The sequence below is a fragment of the Delftia sp. WSY_22 genome (assembly GCF_043104185.1).
GTDB lineage: Bacteria > Pseudomonadota > Gammaproteobacteria > Burkholderiales > Burkholderiaceae_C > Comamonas > Comamonas tsuruhatensis.
Window position 1 is genome coordinate 156,201 of record NZ_JBICKN010000059.1, and the last position, 20,657, is coordinate 176,857.

At 67.4% G+C, this 20,657-nt stretch carries 15 protein-coding genes; 5 read left to right on the forward strand and 10 right to left on the reverse strand.

Going from position 1 to position 20,657, the window contains the following annotated elements; all coding sequences use genetic code 11:
• Window positions 1-320: 320 nt before the first annotated feature.
• Complete coding sequence (locus ACF8NF_RS26430) at window positions 321-566, forward strand: hypothetical protein (RefSeq protein ID WP_223275363.1); 246 nt, start codon at window positions 321-323, stop codon at window positions 564-566.
• A 25-nt stretch (window positions 567-591) separates the two neighbouring features.
• Here ACF8NF_RS26430 and ACF8NF_RS26435 read toward each other — a convergent pair whose 3' ends face one another.
• Genes ACF8NF_RS26435 through ACF8NF_RS26450 form a run of 4 tightly spaced genes read right to left on the reverse strand, consistent with a single transcriptional unit; the run spans window position 592 to window position 8,196 of the window.
• The gene (locus tag ACF8NF_RS26435) at window positions 592-1,245 is read right to left on the reverse strand and encodes a response regulator transcription factor (RefSeq protein WP_016448158.1); all 654 of its coding nucleotides are present in this window, start codon (window positions 1,243-1,245) and stop codon (window positions 592-594) included.
• Window positions 1,246-1,263: 18 nt separating this feature from the next.
• Window positions 1,264-4,542 (reverse strand): response regulator, encoded by a 3,279-nt coding sequence (locus ACF8NF_RS26440; protein WP_392451577.1) that lies wholly within the window; start codon window positions 4,540-4,542, stop codon window positions 1,264-1,266.
• Window positions 4,543-4,562: 20 nt separating this feature from the next.
• Window positions 4,563-5,774, reverse strand: a complete 1,212-nt coding sequence (locus ACF8NF_RS26445) for an EAL domain-containing protein (RefSeq protein ID WP_392451578.1) — start codon at window positions 5,772-5,774, stop codon at window positions 4,563-4,565.
• Window positions 5,775-5,778: 4 nt separating this feature from the next.
• Window positions 5,779-8,196, reverse strand: coding sequence for an ATP-binding protein (locus ACF8NF_RS26450; RefSeq protein WP_392451579.1), 2,418 nt, complete (start codon window positions 8,194-8,196; stop codon window positions 5,779-5,781).
• A gap of 179 nt (window positions 8,197-8,375) precedes the next feature.
• On the opposite strand from ACF8NF_RS26450, the gene ACF8NF_RS26455 reads away from it, so the two are divergent.
• Complete coding sequence (locus tag ACF8NF_RS26455) at window positions 8,376-10,892, forward strand: Ig-like domain-containing protein (RefSeq protein WP_392451580.1); 2,517 nt, start codon at window positions 8,376-8,378, stop codon at window positions 10,890-10,892.
• A gap of 31 nt (window positions 10,893-10,923) precedes the next feature.
• Here the strand turns inward: ACF8NF_RS26455 and ACF8NF_RS26460 are convergent, their stop codons facing one another.
• From ACF8NF_RS26460 to ACF8NF_RS26485, 6 genes are all read right to left on the reverse strand, one after another.
• Window positions 10,924-11,241, reverse strand: coding sequence for a DUF3325 domain-containing protein (locus ACF8NF_RS26460; RefSeq protein WP_046984647.1), 318 nt, complete (start codon window positions 11,239-11,241; stop codon window positions 10,924-10,926).
• On the reverse strand, window positions 11,234-12,907 hold the full coding sequence (locus tag ACF8NF_RS26465; RefSeq protein ID WP_392451581.1) for a PepSY-associated TM helix domain-containing protein: 1,674 nt from the start codon (window positions 12,905-12,907) through the stop codon (window positions 11,234-11,236). Before ACF8NF_RS26465 ends, ACF8NF_RS26460 begins: the two co-directional genes overlap by 8 nt.
• A 17-nt stretch (window positions 12,908-12,924) precedes the next feature.
• Window positions 12,925-13,203, reverse strand: a complete 279-nt coding sequence (locus ACF8NF_RS26470) for a hypothetical protein (RefSeq protein ID WP_013802944.1) — start codon at window positions 13,201-13,203, stop codon at window positions 12,925-12,927.
• Between the two features lie 88 nt (window positions 13,204-13,291).
• The gene (locus tag ACF8NF_RS26475) at window positions 13,292-15,010 is read right to left on the reverse strand and encodes an FMN-binding glutamate synthase family protein (RefSeq protein WP_392451582.1); all 1,719 of its coding nucleotides are present in this window, start codon (window positions 15,008-15,010) and stop codon (window positions 13,292-13,294) included.
• 87 nt (window positions 15,011-15,097) lie between these two features.
• Complete coding sequence (locus ACF8NF_RS26480; protein WP_074923442.1) at window positions 15,098-16,603, reverse strand: HAMP domain-containing sensor histidine kinase; 1,506 nt, start codon at window positions 16,601-16,603, stop codon at window positions 15,098-15,100.
• A gap of 2 nt (window positions 16,604-16,605) precedes the next feature.
• A complete protein-coding gene (locus tag ACF8NF_RS26485) occupies window positions 16,606-17,322 on the reverse strand; it encodes a response regulator transcription factor (protein ID WP_016448168.1) in 717 nt (238 codons plus the stop codon).
• A gap of 168 nt (window positions 17,323-17,490) precedes the next feature.
• Between ACF8NF_RS26485 and msrB the strand changes: the two genes are divergently transcribed.
• From msrB to msrA, 3 genes are read left to right on the forward strand one after another with little or no spacing between them, the layout of a single operon-like run.
• On the forward strand, window positions 17,491-17,991 hold the full coding sequence (gene msrB, locus ACF8NF_RS26490; RefSeq protein ID WP_016448169.1) for a peptide-methionine (R)-S-oxide reductase MsrB: 501 nt from the start codon (window positions 17,491-17,493) through the stop codon (window positions 17,989-17,991).
• 16 nt (window positions 17,992-18,007) lie between these two features.
• Entirely contained in the window at window positions 18,008-19,837 is a 1,830-nt protein-coding gene (locus ACF8NF_RS26495; RefSeq protein ID WP_392451583.1) for a cytochrome c biogenesis protein DipZ, read from the forward strand.
• Window positions 19,838-19,871: 34 nt separating this feature from the next.
• Complete coding sequence (gene msrA, locus ACF8NF_RS26500) at window positions 19,872-20,621, forward strand: peptide-methionine (S)-S-oxide reductase MsrA (protein WP_209800427.1); 750 nt, start codon at window positions 19,872-19,874, stop codon at window positions 20,619-20,621.
• Window positions 20,622-20,657 lie beyond the last annotated feature (36 nt).

A 20,657-nucleotide genomic window follows, 5' to 3' on the forward strand; every position in this document is an offset into this window, starting at 1 on the left:
TCGGCATGGAATGCCTGCGTGCCAGGCCAGGCTGACCCAAGTCAAGCCGTGGCGATTCATGGGCCGAAGCGTATCGGCGCCGCCGCCTGGGGGATTTGAGATGGGTCAAGGAAGTAACCAAGTGTTGCAACAGCAGCGGAAACTGTCGGATTGCCGCCGGCGGCGGCATTCATTGCAACGGATATGACAGCCGACGATAAGAATCGTCTTAACCTGGATTGCGCAGGTTCTGGCAAGACTGGACAGCGGAATATCGATCCGTTTTATTTCCAGAAATGCAGCCGAAAACAACCCAGAAACTGTGCGACCCATGCTACGAATTGCTGAGCAATACATCCCTGTCCAAGCCGCACCCCGGACTGAGGTTCCGCTTTTACTCGCTGGAGCAGGATGCCAATTTCGTGAACTATGGCTGCGTGCATTGCCAGGCGCCCCTGGCGATGAAGACAAGCCGGCGCGGGGCACTTCTGGGGTTTCGCCTGATGCCGTCCGAACCGCACTATCGCCTGGGCGAGGTGGACGCCGAGGGCGGCAGCCAGGCGCAAGGCCAGGCGCTGGAAGGTTGACCGGCTGGTGCAGCCCGCAGGCCGGTCAGTCGAAGAGATGGTGCTCGGCGCAGAAGGCGGCCAGGTCCTGGTTGCTGTCCACGTTCAGCTTGCGCATGGCGGAGTTCTTCTGGAGGCTGACGGTCTTGACGCTGCGCCTCAGGCGTGCGGCGATTTCCGTGATGGATTCCCCCTTGGCGAAATGCCTGAGGACTTCGAATTCGCGCGGCGAGAGGTTGTTGGCGCGTTCGCTCAGGAAAACCGTCCTCTCCTGCCTGGGCGTGCCTGCCTGGAACGAGGGCGAGTAGTAGCGCGTGTTGAGGCGCACGCATTGCAGCGCCGCCATGATCTGGCTGAGCGGGTCTTCCTTGAGCAGCACGCCGGCGACGCCCGCGTCATACAGGGCCGAGATGATCATGGGATTGGAGACGGTCGTCAGCACCAGCACCTTGATGTGCGGGAAATGGCGTATCAGGTAGTCCACGTAGCGCAGGCCGTCTCCGTAGAGGTCATCGCCCGGCATGGAGTAGTCGGTCAGAACCACGTCCAGGGGGTTCGATCTGGCGTATTCCATCAAGGACGACGGGGTATCGAACGTGGCCACGACCTGGAGATTGGGGTCCTGCTCCAGGAAGTCCTTGACGCCAAGCAGGACCACGGCGTGGTCGTCCACGACAGCAATGCGCAGTTTCAGTTTCATGGGATCGCAAGCAAAGGGTTAGGGCTGGGGCAATTGCGCCATCATGGCGCGAAGGTCGGCCAGGAGGTCGTCCAGCAGGACTGACAGCGCGGCCTGCAGGCCGGGCTCCGGGGCGCCGTTCAGGAGCCGCTCCTCCAGCTCCTGGGTGCGGGCGGCAAGCTCCTGCATCCTGGCCAGCAGCAAGGCGCCGCGCATGCGGTGCAGGGCCTGGGCGGCCAGGTCGGGCCGGCGCTCCTGCAGGCCGCGGGCCAGCATTTCTATGTCGTCGTTCATGCACTGCACGAAGACCTGCCTGTGCGTCTGCAAAACGTTGGGCTCCGACAGGGCCGGGGGCGGGGGAATGTCCGCCGCCGCAGCGCCGGCCTGGGCAGGCGCCGGACGCAGGCGTTTTCTCGGCGCGAACTTCTCCAGGGTGCGGACCAGCGTGCGCAACTGGATGGGCTTGACCAGCCAGGCATTCATGCCGGCGTTCAGGCAGCGGTTTTCCTCGTCCAGCATGGCATTGGCGGTCACGCCGACGATGGGGCAGGCAACCCCCTCCGAACGCAGCCGCTCGGCGAGTTCGTAGCCGTTGAGGTAGGGCATGTTCACATCCGTCAGCACCAGGTCGTGCGGGCTGATGTCCCACAGCGCCAGCGCCTCCTCCCCGTCGTCGGCGACCGTGACTTCGCAGCCCAGGCTCTCGAGCTGGCCGCGCAGCGTCACCTGGTTGACGGGATTGTCCTCGGCGACCAGCACGCGCAGGTCGAACAGGGGCAGATCGGTGCCGGCGCTGGCAGAGCGCTGCGCACCGCCAAGCACCTGCGCAATGCCCTGGCCGATGCTCAGGACGTTGTGCCCGTCGATGCCCCGGTTGTCCGGCGAGGACAGGTTCAGGTGCCGCCCCTTCCACTGCGGCGCGGGGCTGTCCGCCGGCAGCAGGACATCCAGCAGCAGCTCATCGTCATGGGCCGCCACCGGGGCGGCTGCCGCCGCGCGGGCCTGGCCGCCCCAGCGCCGCAGCCAGGCGCAGATGTTGTCCGTCAGTTCCGGGTGGGGGGTGCGCACCGCGATCCGGGCGCCCTGCAGCGCGGGAGCCTGCTCCTGCTCCGGCCCCTGCTCCTGCGCGACGGTCTCCAGCCCCAGCTCGAACCAGAACCTGCTGCCCAGGCCGGGCTTGCTCCAGACCTCGATGGAACTGGACATCATCCGGGCCAGGCTCCAGCAGATGGACAGGCCCAGGCCCGCTCCACGGGCGGTGCGGCTGCTGTTCTTGACGAGATAAAAGGGCGTGAAAAGCTCGCCATGCAGGGATTTCTCTATGCCCACGCCCGTGTCGCAGACCTCGAACACCAGCCGGGCCTGCGAGGCCGTGCCCGGCATGCTGCGCAGGCGGACGATCACATGGCCGGCCTCCGTGAACTTGATGGCGTTGCTGATGAGATTGCCCAGGATCTGGCGGATGCGCACCGCGTCGCCCAGCACCGACTCGGGCACCTGCGCGTCCACGCAGGAAAACAGCAGCAGGCCGTTTTGCTGCGCCATGGCGGCGTAGGAACTGGTGCAGTTTTGCACCAGCTCCCGGGGATTGAACGGGGCCTTTTCCAGCTGCAGCTGGCCGGCCTCGATCTTGCTGGTGTCCAGGATGTCGCTGATGATCTGCAGCAAGATGGACGAGGACGCTTCGATACGGTCCACGTATTTGCTCTGCAGCTGGGTGAGCTCGGTCATGCCCAGCAGCTCCAGCGTGCCCAGCGCGCCATACAGCGGCGTGCGGATTTCGTGGCTCATGGTCGCCAGAAAGGTGGACTTGGCCTCGTTGGCCTCGTCCGCCGCGATTCTGGCCCGCTCCAGGTTGCTCTCGATCTCCGCGCGCGCGCTGACGTCGGCAAAAATGCACAGCGTCACATCCTGGCCGAGGTAGCGCGTGGGCGCATAGGCCACATGAAGCGTCCTGCCCTGCTCGGTGACCAGGCGCTCCATGGTGCCTGCGGCCCGGGCATGGACAATCTCCTCCAGCGCCGCCTTGTTCTCCGGCGAGCCGGGACGCAGGTAGCCATCGGCCGAGTGCAGCCACTCCTGCACCAGCGAGTTGCTGAAGATGATTTTCCCGCTGCCGTAGGCCACAAGGCAGATGGCCACGGGAGCGGTTTCGATCAGCGTCCTGTTGAATTCATTGCTCTCGACGATGACCCGCTGCGCCTCCTGCGCGGGCGCAATCACCTTGCGGTTGAACCACCGGGTATAGGCCACGCCGGCCAGCAGGCTCAGCAGCAGGGCCAGCACCAGGCCGGCAGAAGGGGCGAACAGCCTGCCCTGGAAAAAGGTGGCGTAGTCCACCTGGTAGTAGCCGGTCCACCGGCCGGAGGCATCCTCGGTCTTGAGGATCAGGCCATTGCGCGTGTACTGCATCCCCGTGTCGTCCACCTGCGGGACGGGGCCGGTGCCCATGAGCACGCCGAAATCCCGGTGCTCCAGCCAGAAAAGATGCCTGGGCAGCGTATGGATGGTTCTTTCTATCGCGCTGATGCGCTGGCGGCTGAAAAGGATGGCGGCGTAGATCGGGCTTGTGGCGGCTTCGTCGCCGGCTTCGAGATGGCTTGAAAAGCCGGCGGCGACCATGCCGATCATCTTCTCCGGGAACTGGGGCGACCGGAACCAGACGATTTCCTGCGCCGGCGCCGGCGCCGTGGAGCCTGCGCCCGGCCGGGCATCGGCGGCCCTGGCCCGCAGATGCGCCTTGACGGCGGCAATCGTGCTGTCGAACATTTCCTGCGTGACGCTCTCGTTGCCGATGGGCACGTCGATGGCCGGCACGCCGATGCTGATCGCCCCGTCCTCCTTGGTGAAGAAGGCAGCGGCTGCCGGGAAGTAGGAGCCTGCCCAGAAGGAGGAATAGCCTGCGGCCAGGGAGCTGCCCAGCGAGAAAAGCCGGTCCGGGAGCGTGTCGCAGGCCACGCGCGCAGAGCATTGCAGTGAAAAGGGAATGCCGCCGATGGCCTCGCGGCCACGGAACATGCGGTAGTCCGCCTGCGCAGGAGCGGGCACGTCGACGATGGTGGCTATCCTCTGGTCCGGCAGCGCTTTCCAGGACTCGTTGCGGCCCTTGAGCCGCCGAAGGAAGATTTCCTGCTCCTGCAGCGAGCCGACGATGGCGGAGAAGTTCAAGGCCAGGCGCCCCTGCTCCTGCTCGAAGATCCTCTCCGAACCCCACAGCAGCACGGCGATGAGGAAGATCGCCAGGGGAAGCGCTCCAAACAGTACCCGGTTCTGCCAGCGTGTGGTGCGTGTGATCTTGCTGAACGGGGAGTCGGGCATGGACGCCTTGCGTGCTTGGGTCAGGTGGGGTTGCCTTGGTGCCGGGGTTCGGACGCCAGCATAAGGGCAAATTCAACCGCAGGCACCGCGGCGGACAGCAGATAGCCCTGCACGCAATCGCATCCGATGCTGCGCAGCAACTCCAGGTCCCGGGTGGTCTCCACGCCTTCCGCCGTCACCGTCAGGCCCAGCTGCCGCCCCAGTTGCACCGACGACGTCAAGGCCGCAGTCCGCACCTCGTCACCTGCCGCACCGGCCACGAAGGCCCGGTCGATCTTCAATTCGGTGAAGGGCGTGGAGATGAGGCTGTACATCGAGCTGTATCCGCGCCCGTAGTCATCCTGGGCCAGGCCGAAGCCCTTGAGGCGCAAACGGCTCGCGCTCATGTAGTAGTTGGCGGGTATGCCGACGGCCTGGTCCTCCAGCAGCTCGAACGTGATGTTCTCCGCAGCAATGCCGCACCGGGCCGCCATGCCGTGCAACTCGTCCGGCAGGCCGATATCGTCCAGCAGCGGTATCGGCAGGTTGACGGACACAGGCACGACATGTCCGGCACTGCGCCAGGCCAGGTGCGCCGACATGGCATCTTCCATCATCCGCACCAGCAAGGCATGGTCCAGCCCATGGAACCGGATGGCGGACATGAACGAGCCCGGCATCATGAAGCCGAACTGCGGATCGTTCCAGCGCGCCAGCGCTTCCACGCCGACGATGTGGCCCGTGAGCAGGGATTTCTTGGGCTGGAACCAGGCCTGTATGGTTTTCTCCTGCAAAGCCTGCACCAGGTGGGCCTTGGCGAAAATCGGCCGCTCCCTGATGCCGGCAGCGGTTTCCCCCTCGTTTGCATGGACGGACCTGAGTTGGCTGACCAGCGCCTGGACATGGTCCGTGCCGAACGGCTTCTGGAACATCCCGATGACGGAAAAGCCGGACTCCTTGGCCATGAGACTGACGCTGTTCATCAGCCGGCGCGAGCAGGAGGTGGATATCACGAGCATGGGATGCAGGTCGCGCCGGCTCAATTCATCGATGAACTGCAGGCCGTCCATGTCAGGCATCTTCAGGTCGGTGATGACGAGATGGAATCCGCCGTCGCCCAGCTTCTCCAGGGCCTCCCGCGCGTTGCAGGCCATGTGCGTGTCCGTGAGTCCCGCCTCCATGAGCAGGCTGCGCGCGTGCTCGCAGCACAGGGGATGGTCGTCCAGGATGAGTACTTTGAATGGGGCCAGCATGGGTTCAGGTCCTGCCTTGCTTGATGTTGTTCAAGGTGGTGCGCAGCACCGCCAACGTGAATGGCTTGCACAGCAGGCTGTCGAAGCCGGCCGGCAGTCCGTCGCCCTGCCCCTGCCCCTGCCCCTGCCCCTGCACTTGCGATTGCTCTTGCGCCTGCGTCTGGGTCTGGGTCTGGGTCTGGGTCTGGGTCTGGGTCTGGGTCTGGGTCTGCGGCTGCGCATTGGCCGTCAGACCGACGATCGGGCGGCCATACCCGCGCTTTCTGAGCGCACGCGCCAGGGCCGGGCCGTCCAGCAACGGCATGTGCAGGTCGGTGAGAACGGCATCGAATTCGAGCAGGCCGGGCAGGGACAGCGCGTCCTGTCCATTGCTGGCCTGCTGGACCTCGCAGCCCAGCAACTGCAGCTGCTCTCGCAGGATGATCCTGTTGATGGGGTTGTCCTCGACGATGAGCACCCTCAGCCCCAGGGGCTCGTGGACCTGGGCGGCGGCGGCATACAGGTCGAGGCGCGCACCCGGCGCAATGCCCTGCTGGGCCAGGCCCAGCGCATGGCCCACTGCCGGCACGCCAGGCGCGCTGGCCTCCCACACGCAGGCCTGCACGGTCTCGCGGGGGCTCTCGCCCGGCGCCAGCGCCAGAACGCATTTGCCCGTCCATTGCGGACGGCGCAGCGACCGCGGCCAGGCTTGCACCAGCACGGCCTTTTCATTGGGACCCTGCACCTGGTCCCGGTAGGGCTGGGCCATGGCGCCCCAATGCCGCAGCCAGGCGCACAGGTTGTGCACGACTTCCGGAATGGCGCCATCCACGTAGACGGTGTGCGGCAACAGACTGGGCACTGCCTCATAGCCTGCCGCGCTCTCGCGCGGCAGGCGCAGCTCGAATGACACGCAGGTCCCCAGTCCCGGCTGGCTGGCGGCCGTCAGCCGCCCGCCCATCTCCTGGCTGAGGCGCAGGCAGATGGACAGCCCCAGGCCCGCACCCTGGACCTGCTGCTGGGTGGCCGCATGGGCACGGAAGTACGGGTCGAACAGGAAGGGCTGCTGCTCCGGGTCGATGCCGATGCCCGTGTCCTGCACCTGGAACCGCAGGTCGGTGCCTTCCTCGCTGTCGCCCATGACCTGCAGGCGCAGGGCCACGTGGCCGGAGAACGTGAACTTGATGGCATTGCCCACCAGGTTGTCCAGGATCTGCCGCAGCCGCAAGGCATCGCCCACCAGCAGGGGCGGCGTTTTCACATCGGAGACGGCATACAGCTGCAGACCCTTTTGCTCGGCACGCGACAGCAGGCCTGCGGCCACGCTGTCGAGCAATTCGGTGGCCGAGAACGCCTGGGCCTCCAGCTGCAGCCGGCCCGCCTCGATGGCCGACAGGTCCAGGCTGTCGTTGACGATGCGCAGCAAGGAGGCCGATGCCTGCTGCATGGCCCCCAGGTAGCGTGTCTGTTCGGAAGGAACCCTGGACAGGGCCAGCAGCTCCAGCGTTCCCAGGATGCCAAAGAGCGGTGTGCGTATTTCGTGGCTCATGGTCGCCAGAAACTGCGTCTTGGCCTGGCTCGCCGATTCGGCGCGCTGCTTGGCATCGACCAGCGCTGCCTGCGCCTGCCTGAGCGCCGTCACATCGCTGACCAGGCAGAAAACCACCGGTTCGCCCCCGTGGGTCGTGGGCGTGGTGCGGACCTCCACCCATCGCCCGTCCCCCAGCGCCAGCTCACGCGGGCCCTGCTGCGTGCCCCCGGCCACGGCCTGCTCGAACCAGGAAGCATCACTGCACACCCACTGCCGGGCCAGCGCATTGGACAGCAGCAGGCTGCGATCGCTGCACCGCACCAGCGCCAGGCCCACGGGTGCCGTGTCCAGCAGCTTTCGGCAGAGTGCATCACCGGCGGCGCAGGCCCCTGCCCGGCTCCAGGCCGAAGCCGGCACGCCGCGTCGCAGCCGGCCCACGCACCATGCAAGTGCAGCCATGAGGGCAAGTCCCAGCGACACGGACCACAGCAGCAGCCAGGCGTGGGCCCTGACCAGTTGCCGCACGGGCTCCCAGCGGTCTGCAAGCCATGCGGCGTTGTTCACGGATTTGCGCAGCAGCAGCGATTCGGGAAGGCCCCGGCCCACATGCATCAGCGAATACAGCGGCACGAGGTGGTCCTGCGGTGCGCTGGTGCGCCACGGCCATGCCAGACCGGCCTGGGAATGGACGGCCGCGCGGGTCGCGCCCACGGCAGCGTCCAGCAGCAGGAAATACCGGTCCATGAAAAACAGCTGCATGTCCCCCACAGGCACATGCGCGCGGCTGCGGGATGGCGGTGCCTGGGCGGCATCGTCCCTGCCGCTGTGCAAGGCGCAGGCCAGCATGGCCATGATTGCCAGTGCAAATACCGTCCAATCACGCAGCGACGCCATCCAATCGCGCAGTGCCATGGACGGGCACCACCCGTGCCGAGTCGAGCGGGAAGAAAACAGAAGGTCTTGAAACTGGCGCATTGCCAAATCATAGGAATCGGATGAAGAAACAGGGCTAAGAATTTTCTTAATCCTGCAAACCCGTGCACGCCGCTTCACCCGGGAATATCGCCCGCCTCGCTTCGTCATCAAAGACCTTGTCCGATCTCTTCAGCGATTTCAGCAGTCTTGATGATTTAAGAAAATTCTTAGACCCAAACTCGGATGCCCCGGGGATCATTGCAGGCTTGATTCATCAACAAGGGCTGCTTCATTTTCTTGGGTCAGGCCCCGGGATATTCCACACAGACGCCGCACATGCGAAATTGCAGCGCCCTTTCCAGCAATTGCGCAATCAATGCCCGCAAGGCGTTTCGGCAGTCCATTTCAGGGAAAGTAAAAAGGCAATGAGCATATACAGGCAACGATTCACTCCCACGGCGGCACGCAGGCCCCTGCGCCTGCTCGCCCTGGCATTGCTGTCGCAAGGCTGCATCGCCACGGCCCACGCATGGACCGTCGTGGTGGACAGCGCCGCCGACGCAACCGGCCCGTGCGCCAGCACCGGCCTGGGCCCCTGCACCCTGCGTGACGCCATCACCTACGCCAACGCCAACCGCAACAAAGGCGGCGACAACCGCATCGAGTTCCGCATCGGTGCGGGGGGAGAGCAGACCATCGTCACCCAAAGCAACTGGAATGGCAGGCTCATGCAGCCCATTGCACCGGCCACATCGCTCACCGTGGACGCCAGCACGCAGCCCGGCTATGAGGACCACTTGCCACGCCGCCCCCTGATCACGCTGCAGTCAGGCAGCCCCGAGTTCGGCATAGGGCTCGAGCTGGCAGGCGCCATCACGGTGCGCGGCCTGGCGATAGGCGGCTTCAATACGGCCCTGGCGGTGACCGGCGACGGCAACACCGTGCTGGGGTGCCATATAGGCGTTGACGCATCGGGAACGGTTGCCATGGGCAATCGCAGCAACATCCTTGTCCACTCCGGCAACCGCAACCGCATCGGGAATCTGGATATTGGCGGGCGAAATGTCATTTCCGCGGCGGAGAATTCCGGAATATGGCTTTCCTGGCCAGGTGCAGGTACAGGAAACATCATTCAGGGAAACTACATAGGCACCGATATCACCGGCAATGTGGCCCTGGGAAACCAGGGAAACGGCATCAGCGTGGCATCCGACTTTACCGGCACGCTGATCGACAGCAACCTCGTCTCCGGCAATGTCAGGCAAACAGGCGGCTCCTCCGCGATTTCCATTTCCGGCGCCCACACGCTGGTGACCCGCAACCGAGTCGGAACCAATGCAGCCGGCACGGCCATGATTCCCAACAATGGGCCAGGCATTGCCGTATTCTTTTCGTCGGAGGGCGGACATCGCATTGGCACAGGCCCTGAGGACGGCAACCTGATTGCCGGAAACAAGGAAACGGCCATTGAATTGAATGGAAACTACGGCGCACGCAACCCGAATACCCTGATTGCCGGGAATATCGTGGGAACCAGCCTGGATGCCAGCACCATGCTGCCCAATCAATGGGGCATCGTCATCAAGGATTCGGACGAGGTGACCGTGCGCGCAAACATCGTCGGTGGCAGCAAGGCGTCCGGCATACAGTTCCAGGGCGCCAGCAAGAACAACCTCGTGCAGGGCAACTACGTGGGCGTCAGTCCCCAGGGAACCGCCCTGCCCAATGGGGAAGGCGTTTCCTTTTTCCAGAAGGCCCATGACACCCTGGTCGGCGGTGACGACGCGGCACATGCCAACGTGATTGCGCACAACAGGCTGTTCGGCGTGGGATTGCGGGGGGACGAAGTCAAGGGCGTCTCCATGCTCGGCAATGCCATCTACGGCAATACCGAGGGAGGCATCGCACGAACCAGCCTGGCCAACGGAGATCCTGCCGAGCCGGTGCTGCTCACGGTGACGCCCGAGGGCCTGTCCGGCACGCTGGACAGCGTTGCCAACGAGAGCATGCGCATCGAGTATTTCTCGACGCCCAGGCTGCCCGACGGGCTGGTGGAGCGCGCCGCCGGCAAGGTTCTGCTCGGCTCGCAGACCGTGACCACCGATGCCTCCGGCCATGCGCCCTTGGTGTTCAAGGGCGCCATGCCCCCGGGCGACCAGGCCGCTGTCACGGCGACCGCCACCCGGATTTCCACCGGTGACACCTCGCGCTTTTCCAACGCGATGGCGGCCAACGCCGCCCCCGTGGCCCTGCCGCAAGCCGTCACGACCCCGCAGGATACGGCGCTGTCCATCACCCTCGCTGGCACGGACTTCGAGTCGGACCCGTTGCGCTTCGAGATCACCGCCGGCCCCGCCCATGGCGGCATCAGCGGCTTCGATTCCCAGACGGGTACGCTGGTCTACACGCCGGCGGCCGGCTACTCCGGGCCCGATACCTTCGCCTTCACGGTATCCGACGGGCACCAGAGCGCTGCCGCACCGGCATCCGTGACCATCGAGGTGATCGCTGCCGATCCTCCCGATCCCGGCCCGGGCACCGATCCCGACCCCGGTCCGGGCACGGACCCAGGACCCGGTCCCGGCCCCGGAAATGTCCAGGCCGTTCCCGGCCTGGGCCAGGGTGGCATGCTGGCACTGTTGTGCGGCATGGCCTATCTGGCCAGCCGCAGGATGAGGAAAAGGCAGGCCTGAGCCCGCAGCGGGCGCAGGTCCCGCGCAAACGTCAGGCCGGCAGCCAGCGCAGCCAGCGCGGCCGCCAGGTCAGCGTGAAGGCAATGGCCAGGGCGGCGGCTGCCAGCGTCATGATCCAGACCAGGGAGGCCATGGAGGCATGGTCCACCGCCAGGCACAGGCCCAGCGAGGCGGCCAGGCCTGAGGCGCCCAGCCAGCGCAGCAGCCTGACCTTGCCATCGGGCTGGGGCATGTCGCCGTGCACCTGCTCCCAGTGCACGTCCTTGGCCAGCGCAAACCAGGCCATGCCCAGCAGCGATGCCGCAAAGGCGGCGGCCAGCAGCAGTGCGTCCATCAGTCCCTCAGACATGGGCCACCTCCGCGGCGCGCGAGGGCATGGCGGGCGCGGCGCGCGTCTTGAGCTTGCGCGCCACCACCACGGCCAGCACGGCGCTGGCCAGCATGAACAGGTCCACGCCGGCCACCGGCCAGTAGCCCGCGCCCAGGGTCTTGAACAGGTGGTCGCCCGTGGTCAGCCAGTTCAGCAGCACGGCCACCACGGCCATGGCGGCCACGGCCCAGCACTGCTCGCGCCAGGCGGGGTTGGGCAGGCCCCGGGCCACGGGGGCGCTGCGCACAAAGGCATGCGCCATGGCCAGCAGCCAGGTGGCCCAGAAGAAATAGCGTTCCATGTCGCCCCGGCCCGGCCAGCCCTGGGGCATGGCCTCGGGCAGCAGGCGGTTGGCGATCAGCATGCCCAGCGTGGCCACCAGCATGCCGGTGACCGTGGTGACGGCCAGGGCATCGACCACGCGCGCGCCCTGCACGCCCTGCCTGGCATGCTGCTTCTTGCGCTTTTCCACGAAGAAGACAAAGCCGGTGGCAATGCACACGCAGCCGGCCAGGCCGCCCAGCACGTACAGCCAGCGCAGCAGCCAGTGGCGGAAGTGCTGCAGGTGCAGGCCGGTGAGGAAGGTGTTGATGCTGTCCACGGCCGTGCGCGGAGGATCTTCGCGCAGCAGCGCGCCCGTGCTGGCCTTGAAGTGGATGCCCTCGCCCGTGAGCGCGATGCGGTCGGTGCCGGCGCGGTAGACGCTGACATAGCCATTGGCATCGCCCACATGGGTGACGGACAGGAAACCCACGTCGCCGGCCATGCCCTTGGCGGCCCAGCGGCGCTGCGCCTCGGCCACCATGGCGTCCACCGAGGCCACGGGCGCGGCCACGCCAGCGCGGTCGTGCGGCAGGCCGGTTTCCTCGGCCTCCATTTTTTCGTGCAGCTCGTGCAGCGGCTCCAGCTGGGTGTGGGTGATGGGGAAGTAGATGCCCGCAAAGATCACCAGCCCCGTGAAGGCGAAGAAGAAGTGAAAGGGCAGCGCCACCACGCCCGTCATGTTGTGCAGGTCCAGCACGCTGCGCTGGGTGGCCTTCTTCGGACGGAAGGTAAACAGCTCGCGGAAGATCTTGCGGTGCATGACCACGCCGCTGACCAGGGCCACCAGCATGATGAGTGCGGCAAAGCCCACGATCCAGTAGCCAAGGCCCATCCAGTTGAGCGTCAGGCTGTAGTGCAGCGGGTAGAAGAACTGGCTGCCGATCTTGAGGTGGTCGTCCGGCAGGGACTCGCCATTGCGCGGGTCGATGGTGCGCATGGCCCAGATCAGGGTCTCGGGCTTCTTGGCGTTGGCCACCTCGTAGCCGGCGAACAGGCCCAGCACCGGGTCGCGGTGCGTGGTGTAGGCGCCCCAGCGCTGGGGCGTGTCGAAGCGCTCGGGCAGCGGGCCGTTGACCTCGCCGCGCATGGCCTCGCGCGCCTGGGCGTTGGGCTGCATGGACTCGAAGACCGGCTTGAGGATCTGGTCGTACGAGGGCATGGGCGTGGGCTCGAAGCGCGAGGCCGGAATGGCCCAGCGGTCGATCTCGCGGTCGAACACCGACAGCGCGCCAAAGAAGAAGGCGGCCATGAGCACGAAGCCGAGCACCAGCCCGAACCAAGTGTGCAGCCAGGCCATGGAAAGGCGGAAATTCTGGAACATGGGAAGCGATCTCCGGATCAGGGCAGCAGCATCTGCTGGAGCAGCGATGCGCAGCCGGTCATGACAATGCCGCCACCGGCCAGCACGGCCCAGACGCGCGGGAGGCTCTGCGCCGCAAAGGCCCAGAGGAACACCGTCAGAAACACCAGGAAGCCGAGGATGTAGCCCAGATGCTCGGCATCGTGGAACTCCATTCCGGCAGCAAACATCAGCACCACGCCCAGGGCGATGAAGCCCCAGGTGAAGGCATAGCCGCCGAAGACCGCAGCTGCAATGCGAACCAAAATAGTTTTCATTTACAAAGAAAAATACAGTCGTGGACCAAAGGGCTCGGGGCGCATTATCCCCGAGCGCCGTCAAAACCCGTGATCGGCCGTGGTGTCCCTATGCGGGCTGGCCTGCCGCCTGCGCCTTGGCCTGCGGCGCAGAAGGCTTGAGCGTGGGCGGCGCGAACTGGAAGGTATCCGCGCGCGCCCCTGGCCAGTAGAGCTTGAACACGTTGTGCTGCTTGTCCAGCGGCCCCAGCAGAGCGCCGGGCTCCACGCGCAGGACCAGGTTGGCGAGCTGGCGCACCTCGGTGTCGGAGATGCGCCGCACGATGTGGTGGGCCGTGATGTCGCAGGGGTGCTCCAGGCCCGCCGCCTGCACCAGCTCCTGCAGCGCATGCAGGGTCTTGTCATGGAAGTTGGCCACGCGCGTGGCCTTGTCGGGCACGACCAGGGCCTTCTGGCGCGCCACGTCCTGCGTGGCCACGCCCGTGGGGCAGTGGCCGGTGTGGCAGTTCTGCGCCTGGATGCAGCCCAGGGCCATCATGAAGCCGCGCCCGGCGTTGCACCAGTCGGCGCCCAGCGCCATCATGCGCGCGATGTCGAAGGCCGTGATCACCTTGCCGGCCGCGCCGATCTTGATGCGGTGGCGCAGGCCCACGCCGATCAGCGTGTTGTGCACCAGCAGCAGGCCTTCCTGCAGCGGCACGCCCACGTGGTCGGTGAACTCCACGGGCGCCGCGCCCGTGCCGCCCTCGGCGCCATCGACCACGATGAAGTCCGGCGTGATGTCCGTCTCCTGCATGGCCTTGACGATGGCGAACCACTCCCAGGGATGGCCCACGCAGAACTTGAAGCCCGTGGGCTTGCCGCCCGACTTCTCGCGCAGGCGGGCGATGAAATGCATCATCTCCACCGGCGTCCTGAAGGCGCTGTGGCTGGAGGGGCTGATGCAGTCCACGCCCACGGGCACGCCGCGCGCGGCGGCGATCTCGGGGGTGACCTTGGCGCCCAGCAGCATGCCGCCGTGGCCGGGCTTGGCGCCCTGGCTGAGCTTGATCTCGATGAGCTTGACCTGCGGGTCGGTGGCATTGGCGATGAACTTCTCCTCGCTGAACGTGCCATCGTCGTTGCGGCAGCCGAAGTAGCCCGAGGCCACCTCCCAGATCAGGTCGCCGCCGTGCACGCGGTGGTGCTGGCTGATGGAGCCCTCGCCCGTGTCGTGCGCAAAGCCGCCCATCTTCGCGCCCTTGTTCAGCGCCAGGATGGCATTGGCCGACAGCGCGCCGAAGCTCATGGCCGAGATGTTGAAGATGCTGGCGCTGTAGGGCTGGGTGCAGGGCGAGGCACCTTCATCGGCGCAGCCGATGGTGATGCGGAAATCATGCGAGGCCAGCCTGGTGGGCTGCATGGAATGGTTCACCCATTCATAGCCCTGGGCCGTGACATTGAGCTGCGTGCCCAGCGGGCGGCTGTCCGGGTCGCCCTTGGCGCGCTGGTACACCAGGGAGCGCTGGGCGCGCGAGAACGGCAGCGCCTCATGGTCGGACTCGATGAAGTACTGCCGCATCTCGGGCCGGATGAACTCCAGCAGAAACCGCAGGTGGCCGATGATGGGGTAGTTGCGCAGCACCGAATGGCGCACCTGGGTCATGTCGCGCACGCCCAGCAGCGCCAGCGCGGCGCACACGCCAAAGCCCAGCCACCACCACATCCCTCCCCACACCAGCGCCGCCACCAGCAGCCCCGCGCTGCCGACCAGGCTCAGGCAGAACGTGGTGTAGCGCAGCGGCACCCATGCGGGCAGGCGATGAACGGGAGAGGCAGACGTTGACATGGCGTGGGTCCTCGGAACGAGTTGACGATCTTGTGCATGCCGCGCCTTCGAGGGCGCGCTGTGCACAAGGGTAACCCACGATCCGCGTCAGCCCTGGCGCGGCCGGGCGCCGGCGCCCGTTGCCTGCGCGGCCGCAGGCAGCACGAACCGGAAGCTCGCCCCCTGCCCCGGCGGGTCCACCAGCTCGATGCGGCAGCCGTGCAGCTCCAGCATGCGGTGGACGATGCGCAGGCCCAGGCCGCCGCCGCGGCGGGCGCCGCCCACGGTGAAGGGCCGCTCGAACAGGCCTTCGCGCAGATCGGCCGGGATGCCGGGGCCGGTGTCGGCCACGGTGACTTCGACGGCGTTGCCCGCCGCCGCCAGCGCCACCAGGATGCTGCCGCCTTCGGGGGTGTGGCGCAGCGCGTTGTCCAGCAGGTTGCCCAGCACGCGCTCGATCATCCCCAGGTCGGCCTGGACGACGGGCAGGCGGGCTGGGAAGTCGGCCCGCAGCGCCACCTGTCGCGCCTCGGCACGCAGCTCGAATTTCTGGAACACGTCCTGCACCAGGTCGGGCATGGAAAACGGCTCCGGCTCGGGCTGGACAAAGCCGTATTCCAGGCGCGCCAGCTCGAACAGGCTTTGCGCCAGCTCGCCCACCTTCTGGCTCTGTGCCAGGGCAATGCCCAGGTAGCGGCGGCGTTCGGTGGTGTCGAGCACGGCGTCCTTGAGCAGCAGCGTTTCCAGGTAGCCGTGCAGGGACGACAGCGGCGTGCGCAGGTCGTGCGAGACGTTGGCGATGAGCTCGCGCCGCTCCTGGTCCTGGCGCGTGAGGGCGCGCCACTGCTCGCCGATGCGCGCCACCATGCGGCGGTAGGCCGCGTCCAGCACGGCGATCTCGTCGCGGCTGTCCTGCGCGGCACCGGGCTGGGGGGCCGGCAGGTCCGGGGGGGTGCCATGGATGTCGAAGCCGGCCACCTCTTCGGTGAGCCGGCGCAGCGGCCGCGTGATCAGCGCAAAGGCCACCAGGCCGGCCACCAGGCACAGCAGCGCCACCAGGCCGATGGACCACAGCGCCGTGCTGAGCACCGAGTTGGCCGAGCCCTGCGCCACCAGTTGGTCATGCGCCTCGCCCTGCAGCACCACGTAGATGAAGCCCACTTCCTTGCCGTTGACGCGCAGCGGCGCCGCACTGAAGACCTTGCGCCCTTCGGTGCTGCGCGGGTCGTCACCCAGGATGGGCAGGGTGCCGCCTTCCAGCAGCCGGTGCACGGGCGCCAGGTCCACGCGCTCGCGGCGCACGCGGCCGTCGGGGGCGGCATGGCCGGCAATGCGGCCGTCGGCGTCCAGCAGGTAGACCTCCACGCTGGGGTTGACCAGCATGAGCTGGTTGAAGAAGCTGCGCACGGCGCCGGGCATGAGGCCGTTGGCGTCGGTCAGCTGGGCGTCGCGCGCAATGCTTTCGGCCACGTCGCGCGACAGGCCCTGCACCACTTCCAGCTCGTGCATGCGGCTGGCGCGCAGCTGCATCCAGGCCGAGGTGCCGCTGCACACCAGCAGCAGCACGGCAAAGACCAGGGAAAGGCGCTGGGTCAGTGTCAGGCGCAGTTTCATGGTCATGCGCCCTCGCCCGCTTCGGCGAACTTGTAGCCGCGCCCCCAGACGGTGAGGATGCGCGCGGGCTGGGCCGGGTCGGCCTCGATCTTGGCACGCAGGCGGTTGATGTGGGTGTTGACGGTGTGCTCGTAGCCTTCGTGCTGGTAGCCCCAGACGGCATTGAGCAGGTCCATGCGCGAGAACACCTTGCCGGGCTGGCGCGCAAAGAAGTACAGCAGGTCGAACTCGCGCGGGGTCAGGTCCAGCCGGGCACCATGAAGCCGGGCATCGCGCGCCACGGGGTCCATGGCCAGGCCGTCAATGGACAGGCTGCCGGACTCCAGCCGCGCGTTCTGGGCCAGCGCCTCCACGCGGCGCAGCAGCGCCTTGACGCGCGCCACCAGCTCCAGCACCGAAAACGGCTTGGCCAGGTAGTCGTCCGCGCCGATCTCCAGGCCCAGGATGCGCTGCACCTCGCTGGAGCGCGCGCTGATGATGATGATGGGCGTGTAGCGCGCCATGGCGCGGGCGCGGCGGCAGATCTCCAGGCCGTCCACGCCGGGCAGCATGATGTCCAGCACCAGCGCGTCCCAGCCGCCGCGCTCCAGTTGGCGCAGGCCGTCGTCGCCGCGCGCGCAGTGCATGACTTCCAGGCCCTCGTCGCGCAGGTGCAGCGTGAGCAGGTCGGCGATATGGGCGTCGTCCTCGACGAGAAGTACGCGGCGCGTGGCGGTCATCGGATGCGGTTTCCTGGAAGTGGCGGGAGTGGCTGCCATTGTGCGCAATACCGGGGCCGGGAGTTATCACGAATCTTTGAACTCTGCGTGAGGACTTCGGGAGGCCGGCGCCCTAACCTGACTGGCATCGCATCGTTTTCAGACGCACGCAACCTTCAGGAGCACACCATGACCACCAGACGCCATCTTCTGTGGACCGCAGGCGCCGGCACCACCGCCGTGCTGGCGGCCAGCCTGTTCCCGCGCCGCGCGCCAGCGGCCGCCTCCAGCGAGGTCTTCGAGGTCAGCTACACGGATGCCGAGTGGCGCGCCCGCCTCACGCCCGAGCAGTACCGGATCCTGCGCAAGGAAGGCACGGAGCGTGCAGGCTCCAGCCCGCTGAACAAGGAGCACCGCGCGGGCACCTTTGCCTGCGCAGGCTGCGCGCTGCCCCTGTTCTCGTCCAAGACCAAGTTCGACAGCGGCACGGGCTGGCCCAGCTTCTGGCAGCCGCTGGACAAGGCCGTGGCCACGCGCCAGGACCGCACCTACGGCATGCTGCGCACCGAGGTGCATTGCCGCCGCTGCGGCGGCCACCTGGGCCATGTCTTCGACGACGGCCCCAGGCCCACGGGCCTGCGCTACTGCATGAACGGGCTGTCCCTGACGTTCACGCCCCAGCCTGCCTGAACCCGGGAGCCACGCCATGCTGCTGATCGTCCTGGCCTATCTGGGCGGGGTGCTGACCATCGTCAGCCCCTGCATCCTGCCGGTGCTGCCCTTCGTCTTTGCACGCGCCGACCAGCCCTTCGCCAAAAGCGGCCTGCCGCTGCTGGCGGGCATGGCGCTGACCTTCGCCCTGGTGGCCTCGCTGGCGGCCGTAGGCGGCGGCTGGGTGGTGGCCGCCAATGAGTACGGCCGCTGGCTGGCCCTGGGCCTGGTCGCCGTGTTTGCGCTGACCCTGCTGTGGCCCGGCCTGTCCGAGCGGCTGACGCGGCCGCTGGTGGCGGCGGGCTCGCGCCTGTCCGAGCGTGCCCAGGGCACGGACGGCGGCGCCCGCCCCGGCGCCTCGCTGCTGCTGGGCGTGGCCACGGGCCTGCTGTGGGCGCCCTGCGCCGGCCCCATCCTGGGCCTGATCCTCACGGGCGCCGCACTGCAGGGCGCCAACACCACCTCCAGCCTGCTGCTGCTGGCCTATGCGGCCGGTGCGGCCACCTCCATGGCGGCGGCCCTGCTGCTGGGCGGCAAGGTGTTTGCGGCGCTCAAGCGCATGCTGGGCGCGGGCGAATGGGTGCGGCGCGGGCTGGGCGCGGCCATGCTGGCCGGCGTGGGCGCGATTGCGCTGGGGCTGGACACGGGCGTGCTGGCGCAAGTGTCCACGGCCTCCACCGGCGGCCTGGAGCAAAGGCTGGTGGACCGCCTGAGCGGCAGGCCCGAGGGTGGCGCCATGGCCATGCAGGCCGGTCCCGCAATGATGGCCGCCGTGGATACGGACTCCGGTGCTGGCCCGGCCATGATGGCCGCAGGCGGCGCCATGCGCATGGCCGGCGGCCCGTCCCGCGCCGCCCTGCCGGACGAAGGGCTGGCCCCTGCGCTGGACGGCGCCACCGACTGGCTCAACTCCACCCCGCTGACGGCCGAACAACTGCGCGGCAAGGTGGTGCTGGTGGATTTCTGGACCTACTCCTGCATCAACTGCCTGCGCACCCTGCCCTATGTGAAGGCCTGGGCCGAGAAGTACCGCGACCAGGGCCTGGTGGTGGTGGGCGTGCATGCGCCGGAGTTCGCCTTCGAGCGCAAGCTGTCCAACGTGGAAAAGGCCATCAAGGACCTGGGCATCAGCTACCCCGTGGCCGTGGACAACGGCTACAAGATCTGGCGCGCCTTCCACAACCAGTACTGGCCGGCGCACTACTTCATCGATGCCCAGGGCCGCATCCGGCACCACCACTTTGGCGAAGGCGGCTATGCCGAGTCCGAGCGCGTGATCCAGCAACTGCTGCAGGAAGCCGGATCGAAGCAGGTGGACCTGGGCCTGATCGACGTGCAGGCCCAGGGCGTGCAGCAGGCAGCCGACATGGCAGCCGTGCGCTCGCACGAGACCTACCTGGGCTATGAGCGCGCCGAGCAATTTGCCGCCACGCCTGCAGCCGTGCACGACCAGGCCACCGCCTATGCCACGCCCGAGCGCCTGCCGCTGAACGCCTGGGGCCTGAGCGGCCAATGGACGGTGGGCCCGGAAAGCGCCACGCTGGACGGCGCCACCGGCCGCATCACCTACCGCTTCCAGGCACGCGACCTGCACCTGGTGCTGGGCCCGGGCAGCGATGGCAAGCCCGTGCGCTTCAAGGTACTGATCGACGGCAAGGCGCCCGGCGCCTCGCGCGGCATGGACGTGGCCGCCGACGGCAGCGGCAGCGTGACCGCGCAGCGCCTGTACCAGCTGGTGCGCCAGGACGGCGGCGCAGCCGAACGCACCTTCAGCATCGAATTCCTGGACCCCGGCATCTCCGCCTATGCCTTCACCTTTGGCTGATCCCTGGCCGCTTCACTTTCACCGGAGAGACACCATGACCAACGATTCCCCCCTCGCCACCGCACCCCGCCGCCGCGGCCTTCTCCAACTGCTGACCGGCAGCGCCGTGCTGCTGGGCGGCGCCCTGCTGTGGCAGGGCAGCGACCTGCAGGCGGCCGAGCAGGCCGTGCGCATTCCGCCACCCGCGCAGGACATGCCGGCCACGGGCCAGGGGCCGCAGAAAGCCATCTTTGCGGGCGGCTGCTTCTGGGGCGTGCAAGGCGTGTTCCAGCATGTCAAGGGCGTGCAGCGCGCCGTCTCGGGCTACAGCGGCGGCACGGCGGCCCAGGCCTCGTATTCGGCGGTGAGCAGCGGCCGCACCGGGCATGCGGAGTCGGTCGAGATCACCTATGACCCGGCCCAGGTCAGCTACGGGCAACTGCTGCAGATCTACTTTTCCGTGGCCCATGACCCGACCCAGCTCAACCGCCAGGGGCCGGACACGGGCCCGCAGTACCGCTCGGCCATCTTCGCCACCGACGCCGCGCAGCTCAGGACCGCCCAGGCCTATGTGGCCCAGCTGGACGCGGCCAAGGTCTTCGGCAAGCCCATCGTGACCCGGCTGGAGGACAAGCCCAGCTTCTTCCCTGCCGAGAACTACCACCAGGACTTCATGACCGAGAACCCGCGCCATCCCTACATCGTCATCAACGACCTGCCCAAGGTGCAACAGCTCAAGCGCCTGTTCCCGGACAGCTACCGGGCCGAGCCGGTGCTGGTCAAGCAGGCCGCGCGGCAGATGTAGCGCCTGCGCAGCGCGGGTGCCTTCAGGCATCGGGGG